Consider the following 14,630-nt stretch of genomic DNA (forward strand, 5'->3'; position numbering starts at 1 on the left):
TCGAATCCCGAATCGCTTGATGCAGAAATTGACGAATGGCAATTGCTAAACGTTCAGCAGGGTCACTAATTTCAGCGTACTGTACCCATATTTTTTGATTTATTTCGTCACTCAAGTTGCCCGCAACAGCTTTAAGCACGTCTTCTCGTGTTTGAAAGTAGTTATAGAATGTGCCTCTTGCGACTGCTGCTTCTGCGATGATGTCATCAATAGTAACGGCATCCGCTGCTTTACGAGCAAACACTCGGTAAGCTGATTCAATTAGTTTTGCTCGTGTACGCTCCCTTTTGTCTAAACCAATTGATGCTCGTCGAGATTCCTTCATACGTATACAAAACCAAACTATGGCGCCAACTTACTTACTAATCCTAATATAAACAAAAATTGACACATTCGTCAAAATGACGTTAACATCAAATTGACATAATCGTCATTTACTAGCTATAGAGAGTTAACTTATGCGTATCGCTATTATTGCTTTGGGAAGTCGAGGAGATGTTCAACCTTATGTTGCTTTGGGAAAGGGTTTAAAACAAGCAGGTCATTCGGTGCGACTGGTAACTCAAGAAAACTTTGGAGATTTGGTTCGTGTACACGGGTTAGAGTTCTGGGCAGTCTCTGGTAATGTCCAAGAAATTGTCGAAACTAAAGAAATGCGTGAGCTATTGGAAAAAGGAAATTTCCTCGCCATTCAGTCGCGCACAGCAAAACTAGTTCAAAGTGCTGCAATTGATTGGGCAAATCAAGGTAAAGCTGCTTGTCAGGGTATGGATTTATTGATTGTAGGAGTCGGGGGACTGAATATTGCTGTTGCTCTTGCCCAAAAGTTGCGAATTCCACTACTTCAAGCTTACGTTTTTCCCTTTACGCCAACAAAAGCATTTCCTGGTGTTTTGTTTCCTGACTTTGTAGATAAAACAGGGGGTTTTTTGAATCGTTTGTCACATCAATTGGTAAGACAAGCTTTGTGGCAAGGGTTTCGGAGCGCTGATAAACTTGTGCGGCAAGAAGTACTTGGTTTGCCCGCTGCTTCATTTTGGGGACCATATGATACTGACTGCCTTAAAAAATATCCAACTCTCTATGGTTTTAGCCCATCAGTTATTCCTAAACCATCTGATTGGAATAATACTTGTGTTACTGGCTACTGGTTTTTGGATGTAAACGTTCAGGAGGCGCCTGATTGGAACCCACCATCTGCTCTCATAGAATTTTTGGAAGGTGGTTCGCCTCCTATATATATTGGGTTTGGAAGTATGGGTAATCGGAATCCGGAAGCAACTGCCAATCTTATTTTGGAAGCTCTAGCCAAAACTCAACAACGTGCCATTATGCTCTCTGGCTGGAGTGGTTTACGCTCAGATAATTTACCAGATACCGTGTATCTTATAGATTCAGTCCCCCATTCATGGCTTTTCCCGCGCGTTGCAGCTGTAGTGCATCACGGTGGCGCCGGTACGACAGCCGCCGGTATGAGAGCAGGCGTTCCTTCTATTATCATCCCTTTCTTTGGTGATCAGTTTTTTTGGGGTCAGCGCGTCGCGAAATTAGGGGTTGGGACGGAACCAATTCCGCGTAAACAATTAACTGCTGAAAGACTTGCACAAGCTATTCAAAAAACTTTGACAGATTCCACAATGCGTGAGCGAGCAGCTTCACTAGGGTCAAAAATTCAAGCTGAAGATGGGATAGCAGGCGCCGTTGCTGTCGTAGAGGAAATAGAAAAACGTGGTGTTGCTTTGTTACATTAAACATTTATCGTCTTTTCTATCGTTGGCTGCTTGGTTATGACTTTGGCCAATGTTAAAGATTCTTGACCAGTAATTAATCTTGAACCACGTTTGCGGGTGATATAGTTCCATGCCCACTGGAACATTACTAAGAATTTACTGTCGAACTCAATTAAGAAATAGATATGGATTAGTAGCCAAAATATCCATGCAAAGAAACCTTTTAACTTGATTGCACCTAAATCTACAACAGCAGCATTTTGTCCAATCATGGCTAGGCTGCCATAATCATTATATTTAAATGCTGGTATCGTTTTACCTTGCAAACGCTTTTGAATTAATTTAGCAACGTATTCACCTTCTTGTGTAGCAACTGGCGCCACACCTGGGAGCGGTTGCTCGTTTTGGTGAGAAAAGCTGGCTAAGTCTCCAATAACAAAAATATTTTTATGCCCTTTAATACTCAAGTCTGGTTCAACTATAACTCGTCCTGCTTTGTCACATTCTGCACCTGTACGTAATCCTAAAATCCTTCCCATCGGTGAAGCTTGAATGCCTGCTGCCCATAATATAGTCTTCGAGGCAATTTCATGTACTTCATCTCCTTGCTTGTAAGTAACTACGCTGTTTTCAATATTTATCACGCGCGTGTTTGTCTGTACACTCGCACCCAACTTTTCTAAAGATGCTTTTGCTGCTTTCGATAAAGAAGGTGCCATACCTGGGAGAACACGGTCGGCGCCTTGCAATAGTAAAATTTTTGTTTCTGAGGTGTCGAAATTACGAAAATCTTCTTGAAGAGTTTTGTTTGCCAACTCTGCAATGGCGCCTGATAATTCTACCCCTGTTGGACCACCACCCACAATCACAAAGGTCAACAAAGCGCGGCGTTTTTTGGGATCAGTTTCTTTTTCTGCTGCCTCAAATGCATTAAATATCCGACCACGTATTTCGAGCGCATCTTCAACAGTCTTTAAACCAGGAGCAACTTCTTTCCACTCATCATTACCAAAATAAGAATGATTGGCGCCTGTGGCAACAACTAAAGTATCGTATCGTACTACTCGGTCATTCAATATCACTTCTTGTGTTTTGGTATCAACATCCTTAACTTCTCCTAGCAAAACTTTTGTATTCTTACTTTTGCTTAGTATAGAGCGCAATGGAGCGGAAATATCACTAGGTGATAGCGTACCTGTAGCAACTTGATATAAAAGTGGTTGAAACAAATGAAAATTACGTTTATCAATAACAGTAACATTTACATTTGCAGAACCAAGCGCCTTTGCAGCATACATTCCACCAAATCCACCACCAATAATTACAACCTCGTGTGGTTTATTATTTTCAACTAAAGTTCCCATAAGTATAATTCCCGTTGTCAATATAGTTGTAAATATTCTTTACATAATATTTAACAAAATCATAAGACTTGTTGTAGTTAATAGTGAACAATTGCAAAAAAAGAAGTAGGGTGCGTAACGCTACGAAAAATTTATACTTGTAATTACAAGCTTGTAGCGTTACGCACCAATATTTTAAATTTCATATCAAAATAAACGTAATTAATTTTATTATATAAAACTCCATATTTTCACTTATTAAATATTGAAAATCATCTTATTTACTGATAAAATAAAAACATTCAATTATTATTAAGGGTGAATTTCTGCATGGCAAGAAGAATATCATCAGATTACGATAGTCCTTGGAAAGAAGCATTAGATGTTTATTTTTAATCATTCCTAGAGTTATGTTTTCCTCAGATTCATGCTGACATAGACTGGTCAAGAGGTTATGAATCATTAGACACTGACTTAAGAGAGGTAACTAGAGATGCTGAAATTGGAAATCGTCTTGCAGACAAATTAGTAAAAGTTTGGCTTCACGATGGAGAAGAAGTTTTTGTCTTGATTCATATCGAAATACAAAGTCAATACCAAAAAGATTTTCCCAAGCGAATACATGTTTATAACCATAGGATATTTGATAAGAATGATAACGAAGTAATTAGCTTGGTGGTATTAGGAGATGATGACCCAAATTGGCGCCCAACAAGATTCGGCTATTCACGTTGGAAATTTTTTAGCGGCACAAAGTACCCGATGGTAAAGTTATTGGATTTTCAAACGCGATGGAGTGAACTAGAGCGTTCGTTAAATCCATTTGCAGTGGTAATTATGGCGCATTTGAGTACTTTGGACACTGTAGGAAAGCCAAATCAACGGTTCCAATCCAAATTAAGTTTAGTGCGCGGACTTTATGAACGTGGCTATACTAAAAATCAGATACTGGAGTTGTTCCGCTTAATTCAATGGATGATGGTGTTACCAAAACCATTGGAAATCACCTTTAAACAAGAATTTAAACGTATTCAGGAGGAAGGACGAGTGCCTTATATTACAGATATCGAACTAGATGGCATGGTGATAAATGCACGTGAGTCAATTATTGCAGCTTTAGAGGTGCGATTTGGAGGTGTACCAGCAGAAATTAGTGAGCGTCTTGAGACAATAGATAATATAGATGTGTTAAAACAACTTCATCGGCAATCAGTTGTTATAGGTTCTGTAGAGGAATTTCTGCTTCGACTGAATGAAATTCAGCCATCCGAGGAAACTTCGGAAGAATAAAAGAGTTTGAATTGCGTTTTGCGTTCTGATTAAATAATATGTAGAGACTAAACATGTTTAGTCTCTACAATGTTTTTATTAATTACCAAAAATAATGGCGCCAGCAAAATACATTTGGCTTTTATTAATTTTGTTTACCTGACTTGTTCGTTTTGTACATCAATTGTAACAATTAGTGTTGCGATAGCTTTGACTAATTCTTCAGGTTCAACTGGTTTTGACACATGCCGTTGAAATCCTGCTTCCAAGGCTTGTTGCTGATCATACTCTGCTGCATAAATAATCATAGACTATTAGGCGCCTGGGTACATACAAAATTGCTATGAACTTTTTTCTCTGTGTCCAAAAAATTATCTTTGATCTCCTACTTTTCCTTTAAGGTTATACAAGGTGATTAATGCCATTACTGCTAAAACGAACATAAATCCTCCTGCAGATGCGTAGGTGTTAGCTAAACCAATTTTTGCACTCAGTGGTTGACTTAACAAAGGTGAAAGAAACTGCCCTAAAAAGAGTGATGTTGTCACCCCACTAATAATTTTTCCCCGCATTGTGTCGGGTGTAACGGAGATGAGGCAAAGATTCATATTCGGCATTAATAAGCCCAAACCGGAACCTGCAATCACTAATCCCAATAAAATAATTGGATATCCTTTTCCTATACTAATAAAGTAATAACCTATACCTATATTTAGAAACGCGATGCCATAAATAGCAGTAAAACTAAATTTGGCTTTGATTTGTCTATATAACAGCGAAGCCATCGCCGAGAATAGAGTAGCTAATGCAATCGCAATTCCACTTTGAGATGCACCTGCACCAAATAACTGTTTGAGATAAAAGGGTAATTGTACGGGGATTAAATAAAATACAATTTGGGTTAATATACCAATTCCATAGGTGATAATTACTAAGTTAAACGGCAATTTCTGAGTCTGTGTAACTATTTCCTGATTTTGGTTTACGGGTTGGTTACGTTCTGGTTCCAGTAAAAAGCTCGAAGCACATGGCACAAGTAGTAGAGAGAATAAGTAAATACCGAAGGGATAACGCCAATTTTGTTCTGCAATAAAACCACCGATTGAGAGAAAAAATACACCTCCTAACCCCATAAATGCGGCTTGTAATCCTAAAAACTGCGCTCGTGCTGCACCAATATAGTAGTCAGCTATTAGGGTTGTGGCACTCGTCATAAGTCCAGCAACACTAATACCTAATAATGCTCGTCCGACTAGAATTAAGGTCAAATCATTGAGAATTAAACCGGAACTTCCTGCAATTCCGTAGATAATTAAGGCAATAATTAATAACGGTTTACGCCCGACTCTATCAATAATAATACCAACTAATGGCGCCCCTAATGCAATAAATAAAGCTGGTAAAGTTAGTGCTAATTTAACTAAATAATCTGCATTCTGTACATTTAAAAAATATTCCCGCATTGCAGGTAAGGATGGTGCAATCGTTGCACCCGACATAACTGTAAGGGTGCTAACTAATAAAAGAGTAGCTTTGGTAAAATTTGAGTTTAAATTTGTTTTGCTCATTGTGTTTAACGTGAAAATTTAATTATTTGATAACTCAATATTCCAAATTTGTAAAAAAATATAGAACATAAAATATATCATCAATAAAAATTAAAAGGAAAATACTGTTCGCAAAGTGCCACTAATAATCGCCCAATAAATTTATCCCTGTAGTCGCCAGAAAAAATATTGCTGAAACAGATGAAAATTTGAATTTTAGCATTAACTCCACTCTGTAATTAATGCTGCTAATTTAGTTTTTGCTGACTGTAAAGATTGTTCCCGCACATCACCTTTCATTGCCAGGTTTTCTGCATGAACAAAGCTAATATCGGTAACACCCATTAAACCAAAAATAGTCCGAATATAAGGTTCTTGGAAATCAAAACTAGCAGCAGGAGTTCCCACAGGAAAGCTTCCACCCCGCGCAGTAATGACTAGCATTTTCTTCCCTGTTAATAATCCTTGAGTGAGAACGTTGTCCTCTAGGACTAGTATCAACATGCAGAATTTTTGTCATATCTAGTTTATCCGCTTTCTTAAAAAATGTATTCTCGCGTGTGTACTAGTCTTAAATTAATACTATAATTAGCAAGCTAAACAAAAATACTAGTAAATTAACTCATTGGTAACATTTGCGCTAAAGCTTTTTCAACTGCTTTGGGGTCACTCAACAACTGTGCAGCTAAATGCTTTGCCTGTTCACCAGGATAAACGTCCTCTACTCCGTTCACAACTGCTTGTAGTGCTTCCCTGACCACTTCTACGGGAGAAACTTTCGGTGGAGGGTAATCTTTACTCATTCCCGTATCTACTGTAGCTGGCATTACACCAATAACAAGGGTTCCTTGATTTGCTAATTCAGCTCTCACCCCTTGAGTCATGGAAAATGTAGCAGCTTTAGCTGCACAGTAGGAACCGTTTGCAGGCAGGTTGACCTTTGCTAAAATGGTTAGCATATTGACAATCGCACCACCGCCATTCATTTTGAGAATTGGAGCAAAAGCACGGCACATTGCCAATGTTCCAAAATAATTAATCTCTATTTCGGTTTTAGCTGCTGATAGGTCTTTTGAGGCAATGAAACCTTGGTTAAATGCGATACCAGCATTGTTGATTAATAAAGTAACATCAGGACATTGTGCTGCGGCTTTAGCGATGGAGGTTTCATCGGTAATATCAAGCTCTACAGCAACAATTTTTTGTGGGTCTGTGGCCACTATGCTGTCTAATTTTTGCGTATTTCGCACACCAGCATAAATTTTTGATACTCCATTATTCCGTAATCCTTGAATCCAATGACCACCAATACCACCATTTGCTCCTGTAACCAGAACCACAGCATTTTCAAGTTTCATGGGTATTTTTTTATTCTTCTCTAATAATCTATGCTAAAGCTGGTATTTAAGTCTAATGCCTTCTAGGCTAGAAATCGATAGTTTAAAAGCATGAATCAAAATATAGAATTGCGTCACCTTAGATATTTTTTAGCTGTAGCGGAAGAGTTAAATTTTGGTCGTGCAGCAGAAAGGTTAAATATTACCCAACCATCCTTAAGTCGTCAAATTCAAAATTTAGAGAAAGAGCTAGGAATTATACTATTTGAACGTAACCCACGTCAACTAAAATTAACTGCACCTGGTCAAATTTTCCTCACAGAAGCTGAACAAATTCTTTTACGCTTCGACCAAGGAATACGAATAATCAAGAGAGCTAATCGTGGAGAAATTGGTCAATTAACGGTTGGATTTCAAGGCTCATCAGTGTATGATATTATACCTATTTCAATTAAAGGATTTCGAGAGCGTTTCCCTGAAGTGGAGATAATCATGCAGCATATGACCACCAGCGAACAATTAATTGCGCTCTCAGAAAATAATCTGGATGTTGGTTTCGTGACACCACCCATCACTGATGCAAATTTAGAACTGGAAATTTTGCTTCAAGAACCTTTGGTTTTGGCTTTACCAGAGAATCATCCTTTAGCTGCACACTCAGAAATTTCCATTACTGCACTTGCTAATGAACCGCTAATTTTAGCTTCCCGTGATAGGGGTTGCGGATTACACGAACAGATTTTTGATATTTACCAAAAAGCAGGTTTGCATCCAAATGTTGTTTGTGCAGCTAGAGAAATGCAAGTCATGTTGGGATTCGTTGCTGCAGGAATGGGTATTTCTTTATTACCATCCCATGTGAAAAACTTTCAGCGTACAGGTGTTGTTTACCGTACTCTGAATCCTGAAGCACCGATTACAGCGTTAGGTATTGCTTGGAAACCAGAAAATATTAGACCAATACTGTTAGCTTTTTTAGAAATTATTAGGAGTCTTGCATAAGAATTTTTTATTTTTGTATTTAAGAGAGTTTTATTAATTACCAAAAATAATGGCGCCAGCAAAATACATTTGGCTTTTATTAGTTTTGTTTACCTGACCCGTTCGTTTTTGCATCAATTGTAACAATTAGTGTTGCGATAGCCTTGACTAATTCTTCAGGTTCAACTGGTTTTGACACATGCCGTTGAAATCCTGCTTCCAAGGCTTGTTGCTGATCATACTCTGTTGCATAGGCTGTCAGGGCAATTGCTGGAATTAAAGCACCTTGAGAGCGCGCTAATTTCCTGATTTGTCGCATCAGTGTGTAACCATCGATATCAGGCATCCCAATATCGCTAATTAACAAGTCTGGCTCGACACGCTCTAGCAAAACCAATGCTTCAGCAGCAGATGCAGCAACCTCAACCTTTGCTTGATACTCTTCTAAAATGGTGACTATCAAATCTCGCATATCAGCTTCATCATCAACTATGAGTATTCGTAGTTGACTCAAATCAATGCTCTTAACAGGGGATACCTTTTCCTGAGAAGTCTTATCAACAACGGCTATTAATGGTAATCTTACCGTAAACGTGGCGCCTAAATCCTCACCAAGACTCTCTGCATAAATAGTTCCTCCATGCAGTTCTACCAAGTGACGAGCAATTGCCAGCCCTAACCCTAGCCCGCCAAACTTCCTGGTTATTGTTGCATCTGCCTGCCGAAAAGACTCAAATACGTGGGGCAAAAAGTCAGGACTAATGCCTTTACCTGTATCGCTAACTTTAATTTCAGCCTGGGAGTCAATGCACCCCAGTTTAATTTCCACCCGTCCGCCATTCTCTGTGAATTTTACAGCGTTGGTAAGTAAATTCCAAAACACTTGCTGTAACCGAGCAGAATCACCCAAAACTTGCCCAACATTTAGGTCAAACACCGTCTCAATTTGAATTGACTTAGCGATGGCTGCCAACTGCACAGTTTCAATTGCCGCAGATATTGTAGGCGCCAAATGGACAGCAGCCATGCTGAGAGTGAGCTTACCCTGCAAAATGCGCGACACATCTAAAAGGTCACCAATTAACTGGGTTTGGAGTTTAGCATTGCGCTCAATTGTTTCTAAGGCATAATCTGTTTTTGCGCTATCCAATTTTCCACTGCGAAGCAATTTAGACCAACCCAAAATTGGATTGAGTGGTGTTCGTAACTCATGAGACAACACCGCCAAAAATTCATCTTTGATCCGATTTGCTTCTTCTGCTTTTAGACGCGCGCTTTGTTCTTGAACTTGCTGCCGCATCAATTGTGTACGTTCGGCTTCTGCCTGTTTGCGCTCGCTAATATCTCTGTTAATGCCAATGATAAAGATGGGATTTCCGGCTTTGTCGTACACAGTTTTGGCTGTTGTTTCAATTGGCACTGGCGAGCCATCTCTTCGCAGGCAGGCAACTTCACCACAAAAGGCACCAGTTTCTTGAAGGTCGCGAATTATTTCAGCCATCATCGTTGGTTTAATATCCGGGTGATGGAGGAAACTAACGGGTTTGCCAATCACCTCTGCGGCTGTATACCCAAAGATTTGCTCGGCATTACCCAGCCAACGTTGAATATTACCCTCCAAATCGGTCAACAAAATCGCATCGGGCATTTGCTGCAAAGCAACATCAGAAATTAGTAACTCGGCTTCGGCAATTTTGCGTTCGGTGATGTCATGCATCACAACAACTGCCCCTTGTTTTTTACCTTCGTTATCGACAATTGCCTGTCCACTAGCAAGCAGCGTCTTTACCTTCCCATGTTTGGGCGCAATCACCATTTCATCATTCTTGACCGTCTGCCCCTGTAATGCTCGAAATAGGGGAATCTCATTTTTAGACATCCGCGTTTTGCCATCGGGTAAATACAGGTCGTAATGTCCTGCCCACTCTTCAGGTGGCAATGCTTGCTCCGGCAAACCATGAAATTCTCGTGCTGCTGGATTAAATAAAGTTAAAATTCCCTCAGCATCACAGGCTACAATTCCTGCCTGCACATTATCAAGTAGCACTTGGAGTAATTCGTTGGCTTGAGATAATTCAGTTGTTCGCTGTTCAACTAGGCGTTCTAACTCATACTGGGCTTGTTGCCTTGCTGCCTCTGTTTGCTGTCGCTCCAGTTCAGTCGCAATACGTAGGGCAAAAATTGTCAATAGAGATTCTGCCAGTTGAACATTTGTCAAAGCATTGCCATCCATCACGCCTAGTAAGCCCAGAGGTACACCTGTAGTGTCAAAAAATGGAACCGCCACATAGCTTTCTACACCCAAAGGTTCTAAAAGAGGCGCTTGGGGAAACAAAACTTGGACTCGATGGGGATAGCAGCACAGTTTTCGTTGTTGGAGTACTTGCTCGCAAGGGGTCCCACGCAACAGGTATTCAAAGTTATCAATAATCTGCCCCTTGGCACAGGCAGCAATCGTCCGAATTATTTCGTGGTTATCGGGGTCTACCAAACCAATATAAACATAATCAACCCCCAGCACTTTGAGCATATGCTGTACTAAAGCAGAGAAAAAAGCTTCACCCGTCAAAGTAGAAACGCCTTGAGTCACTTCTAGCAACGCTGCATCCATTTGAGCAACCTTACGGGCAGCCAACCGCAGTTCTAGCTCATCCATCACCATTGCCGCAAGGTCGCTCAGAATAGCTTTTTGCTCATCACTCAAGGCATCACGCGGTTTCGTATCTAACAAACAAAGAGTGCCTAAATTCAAACCGTCCTGCGTCACCAACGGGGCGCCTGCATAGAACCGCAGACCCGGTTCATTTTGTACAAAGGGATTACAAACTAGGCGACTATCTTGCCTAGTATCAGGAATAACTAAAACTTCATCACTTAACAGCGCAAAACTGCAAATAGTTGTATCTCGCCGCACCTCGCGCACATCAAACCCGTAGGCAGATTTAAACCAACCTCTCGATTCATCAACTAGGGAAACCAGCGTAATCGGCACATTAAATAAACGCGCGGCCAAGGAAGTGATGCGGTCAAAAGCAACTTCTGGTGGCGTATCGAGAATATTATACCGTCGCAGCGCCTCTAAGCGTTCCACCTCATTTGCAGGAAAAGGGGCGGTTGTCACAATCGTTGTAGGGGAAGTTTCAGTCATCTTTAAATCAACGGGCGAGTAAAAAGCTACAAACGTAACGGGAATGACATTGCGTTATTTCAATGATGCCAGATTTAGCTAACTTTCTTTACGCCATTTGTGTTTCGCTATACATACACCTTATTTATACTACAAGCATTAATAATCATAGAATATTAGGCGCCTAGGCACATACAAAAATACTATGCTACTATCCTCTGTATCCTCTGTGGTAAAATTAATTACTTACAGCAGATTGTATGTTCATCCGATACACGTAGAGGTTTTTGGCATTATGTATGTACCTCATTAACCCGAAATATGCTGTAGATTATACATTTTGTCTAACTTAACTAACAATTCTCCAAAATCGTTATCTTTATTTTTATCATTGCCAAAAAGCTTAGGAAGTTTCCTCCAGTTATTAGGATTATGTAAATCTTGATATGCCAAATAATCAACTTGTTTAAATAATTCCTTCCATATCATTCGCCTGTCTGTGAAAATAAAAATATTTTTGTCAAAATCAAAATTTTTTATATCAACTAAGGCAAGAACCTTCTCTTGTTTATCAAATGTAATTTGAGAAAGGGAATTTGCAAGTTTATCTAAGGGAATATCTGGGGCAGCAAAAACTCTATTCTTATAATTCTCAGAAGGAAATTGATTTCTTAAAGTTTCTACAAGTTGCAAATTAGATTCTTCCGTAAGCGTATATAGTCGGGTTTCTAACTGCTTGACAATATCACCCGAACGCTTCTTATTCCCCTGAAGAAACTGCCAAACTACGTATCCTGCACCAAATGCAATGAATGCGGCGCCACCAGTAATGGTACTAATTCCACCTAATGCTGCAATTGTTGCACTAATTGCCGCAGCACCAGTAGCTGAAATCGTTGTACTCATAGCTGTCCAAGCTACAAGTGCAACTGTAGCACTCGTTAAAGTTCCAATAACCCCTGCAATGCCCAAATTAACTTTATCTTCAGCATCCAATTTAGAAACTAAAGCAATAGATACTAAACCCGCAGCGCCAATCAATGCGGCGCCACCAGTTACAACAGCCAATCCACCAAGCATTCCCAAACCACCGCTCGCTACAGAACCACCACCTAAAAAGGCAAGCGTAGAATTGAGTGCGGCGCCTCCACTTAAAGTGCTAATTGCGGCACCAGTACCTGCTTGTCCCCCTAAAAGACCCAAAACATTTGTTGCAGAAGGTATTATTTTTACTCCTATGTTTGTAACTTGTTGTGCAATATCTTTAAAATCCACGGCTTCAGCTACGTTATCGGTATTAACATATATCTCGCGCGCTACTTGATAAATTACTTTACCATCATTGGGTAAATCAGAATTACGAATTTCACGGTCTAATACTTTATATAATACTTCATCTTTATCATTTTGATCCCCATCACGTATTTGTTTATAAGCATTAATTAATTTTGGTGCCTGTTTGTTTAATAAAGCTATAATTAGAATATCTGTAGTTAATGCTCTTGATGTCGCGCTAGCAATTGAATACTTTCGTTTTAAAGATGTTGGAATTGATGCCGTTTCAACAATTTTATCAAGCTTTGTTAAAGTCCCAAAATCATTGATGGGTTCTCCAGCACGAACAAACTGGTATGTCCCACGTATTAATTTCTTTTCTGAATCATCAAGTTGTGATTTTTCCAGTACATCTTCAAGTAAATCCAAAGCCACTAAATCTTCAGCATATTCTGCCGATTGGATTTTTTGATATACATCTTCACATAATTCTTTACTGTTCGGAAACTGTAATTTAGATTTTTTTATTATATCGCTAACCGTATTATTCCCTTCTGATGATAATACATGTATAACGAAACAAACTTCATTACCCTTTAAACCCAAATTTGGCTTTACAATTGTTTGAGTGTTAAGTGCCTCACCTGGTTTAAAATCTAGTTCATGGCTTTCACCCGACTTGAGCGTTACTTTTTGTTTACCACCATTACGTATAATCTCTTCTCCTATAAATATATGATATTTTTCTTGTTGATTATCTTGAATATTGCTTTGAACTTCCGCATCAGCTGATAACGGAAAAAATAAATTAGGTGTAATTGTAAAAAATGCTGTTAAAGCTGAAACTTTAAGAAATTGGCGCCGTTCTAACATTGGATATATAAATAATGCATATTGTTGTAAATTAAGTTTCATTTTATTGAATAGCTTTGAATACTGCTTAGAGTAAAATTACTGAAAAATTCCAGCATTATAACCATTCTCAACAAATTATAAACGGATGTAACAGATAGTCACCGCGCGTTAAACAAATGCTTGTTCATGAAAAATAACTTATCCGTTATATCCGTTACATCCGTTGCCAATCAAGCTCTACTAGCATAAATTCGTTGCTCTTTACAAGTACGCTCGTAAATACTATCTAAATCAAGTGGTAAGCAATTGTTTCCTCGTAACCAAAATGGTATAGTTGGTAAAGTATTACCTATATTAATTTTTTCTTGCCATATATCAAGGCTTGGTTGCCCATCACGTTCAATTGCTCGATAAGAAGTAGCGTACAAGTCGGCGCCTAAATTCGATGCTTTCTCTGTAATTCTATATAATAGTTCGTCGTGAAGATTTGCTTTGCGTCCGGTAACAACATCAATAATTACCAAACCAATTCCCTGTCGCAATAATGTTTCGCATTTAGATACAAATGCCTTACGATGTGAGGCTCTATCTTTATTCGCTGGACTAACTAATTCAATTGCTCCTGCTAAAACGGCGCCTCCTTCTGTGTTAAAAATACTGATTTCGACGGTTTCTACTATGGGTTTTACCTCGAATTGTACATTAGGTTCTGCAAAATAAGCTTCTGGCAATTTAGAATTTAAATCAGATGCAATGTAAGTAGCCCAAGCATTATGGAAAGAATGCCAGTGGCGCCTTAACGATAGAGGTGGATGAAAATGGTCTTGCAGTAACATAACTAAATAAATCTCTTCTCTGTGGACTCTGTGCCTCTGTGGTAAAAATAATTACTATGACTGCACAGGCGAGACGCCTATGCTACGGCTAAATGGGTGATTGATTAAATATCCACTTCAACCATTGTATAAACGATGTGACTACATTCAACTTATGTACAGAAGGCGCCCGCGCGGCACTAAGTGAGTCAACAGATACCAAACATGCGTACTGTAAACCAAGGAAACTATCAACAGCAGCGTATGGACCACCAAGAGTAATGGCGCCAGCAGCATACATTTGACCTTTATCGTTCCGCATGTCTGTTATCTCAAAGTTATTTGCTACTA

General features: G+C 39.3%; 12 protein-coding genes and 1 pseudogene. 3 read left to right on the top strand and 10 right to left on the bottom strand.

The window, feature by feature from the left end; translation table 11 throughout:
- Nucleotides 1-325, bottom strand: a 325-nt coding sequence (locus AC2JBO_RS34990) for a TetR/AcrR family transcriptional regulator (RefSeq protein ID WP_496958247.1), incomplete at its 3' end; no start/stop codon positions are given.
- Nucleotides 326-458: 133 nt separating this feature from the next.
- Here AC2JBO_RS34990 and AC2JBO_RS34995 point away from each other — a divergent pair.
- Nucleotides 459-1,751 (top strand): glycosyltransferase, encoded by a 1,293-nt coding sequence (locus AC2JBO_RS34995; RefSeq protein WP_496958248.1) that lies wholly within the window; start codon nt 459-461, stop codon nt 1,749-1,751.
- On the opposite strand, the gene AC2JBO_RS35000 is transcribed toward AC2JBO_RS34995, so the two are convergent.
- A complete protein-coding gene (locus AC2JBO_RS35000; protein WP_496958249.1) occupies nt 1,748-3,094 on the bottom strand; it encodes an NAD(P)/FAD-dependent oxidoreductase in 1,347 nt (448 codons plus the stop codon). The genes AC2JBO_RS34995 and AC2JBO_RS35000 overlap by 4 nt on opposite strands.
- A 546-nt stretch (nt 3,095-3,640) precedes the next feature.
- Between AC2JBO_RS35000 and AC2JBO_RS35005 the strand changes: the two genes are divergently transcribed.
- Nucleotides 3,641-4,363 carry an RpnC/YadD family protein gene (locus tag AC2JBO_RS35005; protein ID WP_496958250.1) on the top strand — a complete coding sequence of 241 codons (723 nt, stop codon included), beginning with the start codon at nt 3,641-3,643 and terminating at the stop codon, nt 4,361-4,363.
- A 134-nt stretch (nt 4,364-4,497) separates the two neighbouring features.
- Here the strand turns inward: AC2JBO_RS35005 and AC2JBO_RS35010 are convergent, their stop codons facing one another.
- The 4 genes from AC2JBO_RS35010 to AC2JBO_RS35025 form a co-directional block, all read right to left on the bottom strand.
- A complete protein-coding gene (locus AC2JBO_RS35010; protein ID WP_496958251.1) occupies nt 4,498-4,650 on the bottom strand; it encodes a hypothetical protein in 153 nt (50 codons plus the stop codon).
- Nucleotides 4,651-4,713: 63 nt separating this feature from the next.
- Nucleotides 4,714-5,910 carry an MFS transporter gene (locus AC2JBO_RS35015; RefSeq protein WP_496958252.1) on the bottom strand — a complete coding sequence of 399 codons (1,197 nt, stop codon included), beginning with the start codon at nt 5,908-5,910 and terminating at the stop codon, nt 4,714-4,716.
- A gap of 201 nt (nt 5,911-6,111) precedes the next feature.
- The gene (locus AC2JBO_RS35020; protein ID WP_496958253.1) at nt 6,112-6,393 is read right to left on the bottom strand and encodes an NAD(P)H-dependent oxidoreductase; all 282 of its coding nucleotides are present in this window, start codon (nt 6,391-6,393) and stop codon (nt 6,112-6,114) included.
- A 113-nt stretch (nt 6,394-6,506) separates the two neighbouring features.
- A complete protein-coding gene (locus tag AC2JBO_RS35025; protein ID WP_496958254.1) occupies nt 6,507-7,247 on the bottom strand; it encodes an SDR family oxidoreductase in 741 nt (246 codons plus the stop codon).
- Between the two features lie 90 nt (nt 7,248-7,337).
- Here AC2JBO_RS35025 and AC2JBO_RS35030 point away from each other — a divergent pair, with 90 nt between their 5' ends.
- Entirely contained in the window at nt 7,338-8,228 is an 891-nt protein-coding gene (locus AC2JBO_RS35030) for a LysR family transcriptional regulator (RefSeq protein ID WP_496958255.1), read from the top strand.
- Between the two features lie 79 nt (nt 8,229-8,307).
- On the opposite strand, the gene AC2JBO_RS35035 is transcribed toward AC2JBO_RS35030, so the two are convergent.
- The 4 genes and pseudogenes from AC2JBO_RS35035 to AC2JBO_RS35050 form a co-directional block, all read right to left on the bottom strand.
- Nucleotides 8,308-11,355 (bottom strand): PAS domain S-box protein, encoded by a 3,048-nt coding sequence (locus tag AC2JBO_RS35035; protein ID WP_496958256.1) that lies wholly within the window; start codon nt 11,353-11,355, stop codon nt 8,308-8,310.
- A gap of 288 nt (nt 11,356-11,643) precedes the next feature.
- Nucleotides 11,644-13,524, bottom strand: a complete 1,881-nt coding sequence (locus AC2JBO_RS35040) for a hypothetical protein (RefSeq protein ID WP_496958257.1) — start codon at nt 13,522-13,524, stop codon at nt 11,644-11,646.
- 170 nt (nt 13,525-13,694) lie between these two features.
- Nucleotides 13,695-14,300 (bottom strand): DUF4058 family protein, encoded by a 606-nt coding sequence (locus AC2JBO_RS35045; protein ID WP_496958258.1) that lies wholly within the window; start codon nt 14,298-14,300, stop codon nt 13,695-13,697.
- 88 nt (nt 14,301-14,388) lie between these two features.
- Nucleotides 14,389-14,630, bottom strand: a pseudogene (locus tag AC2JBO_RS35050) (FHA domain-containing protein); the annotation flags it as partial.

The sequence above is a fragment of the Calothrix sp. CBUCES-K 9914 genome (assembly GCF_059640475.1).

Bases quoted from the DNA above. Each gene is read 5' to 3' on its own strand.
- AC2JBO_RS34995 (WP_496958248.1), top strand. From the start codon at position 459: ATGCGTATCGCTATTATTGCTTTGGGAAGTCGAGGAGATGTTCAACCT.
- AC2JBO_RS35000 (WP_496958249.1), bottom strand. From the start codon at position 3,094: ATGGGAACTTTAGTTGAAAATAATAAACCACACGAGGTTGTAATTATT.
- AC2JBO_RS35010 (WP_496958251.1), bottom strand. From the start codon at position 4,650: ATGATTATTTATGCAGCAGAGTATGATCAGCAACAAGCCTTGGAAGCA.
- AC2JBO_RS35015 (WP_496958252.1), bottom strand. From the start codon at position 5,910: ATGAGCAAAACAAATTTAAACTCAAATTTTACCAAAGCTACTCTTTTA.
- AC2JBO_RS35020 (WP_496958253.1), bottom strand. From the start codon at position 6,393: ATGTTGATACTAGTCCTAGAGGACAACGTTCTCACTCAAGGATTATTA.
- AC2JBO_RS35025 (WP_496958254.1), bottom strand. From the start codon at position 7,247: ATGAAACTTGAAAATGCTGTGGTTCTGGTTACAGGAGCAAATGGTGGT.
- AC2JBO_RS35030 (WP_496958255.1), top strand. From the start codon at position 7,338: ATGAATCAAAATATAGAATTGCGTCACCTTAGATATTTTTTAGCTGTA.
- AC2JBO_RS35035 (WP_496958256.1), bottom strand. From the start codon at position 11,355: ATGACTGAAACTTCCCCTACAACGATTGTGACAACCGCCCCTTTTCCT.
- AC2JBO_RS35040 (WP_496958257.1), bottom strand. From the start codon at position 13,524: ATGAAACTTAATTTACAACAATATGCATTATTTATATATCCAATGTTA.
- AC2JBO_RS35045 (WP_496958258.1), bottom strand. From the start codon at position 14,300: ATGTTACTGCAAGACCATTTTCATCCACCTCTATCGTTAAGGCGCCAC.